This window comes from Mesorhizobium sp. M4B.F.Ca.ET.143.01.1.1, assembly GCF_004792275.1.
Lineage (GTDB): Bacteria > Pseudomonadota > Alphaproteobacteria > Rhizobiales > Rhizobiaceae > Mesorhizobium > Mesorhizobium abyssinicae.
Map to the genome: position 1 here is coordinate 1 of NZ_SRSR01000103.1, position 423 is coordinate 423.

Genomic DNA, 423 nt, shown 5'->3' on the forward strand with positions numbered 1-423 from the left:
CGCGGCTGCCGGCTTTCATGCGCTCAACGCCGATCCGAATGTCGCGGCACTGCAGGATTACACGATCAAGCTCTATCGCGAGATCGAGGCCGAGTCCGGCCAGAATGCCGGCCTGCACATGACCGGCGGCGTCAACATGGCGAGCGACCCGCAGCGCTGGGCATGGCTGAAATCGGCCTGGGCGGTCTTTCAGTCGGTCGGCATCGAGACGGCCCGCCTGGTGACGCCTGAAGAGATCAAGCAGATGTGCCCGATCGTCGATGTCAGCGATGTGCTGGGCGGCCTCTACGATTCCAACGAAGGCCATCTCGACCCTTATGGCACGACGCAGGCTTATGCGGGCGCTGCGAAGAAGCGCGGCGCCGACGTGATCCTGCGCAACCGCGTCGTCGAGCTGAAGCCGCGTGCCGATGGCGGCTGGGA

1 protein-coding gene is annotated in these 423 nt (G+C 65.0%); it reads left to right on the forward strand.

Going from position 1 to position 423, the window contains the following annotated elements; translation table 11 throughout:
* Positions 1-423 (forward strand): FAD-dependent oxidoreductase (locus EN786_RS36155; RefSeq protein WP_135910047.1); only part of this gene is annotated, 423 nt, incomplete at both ends.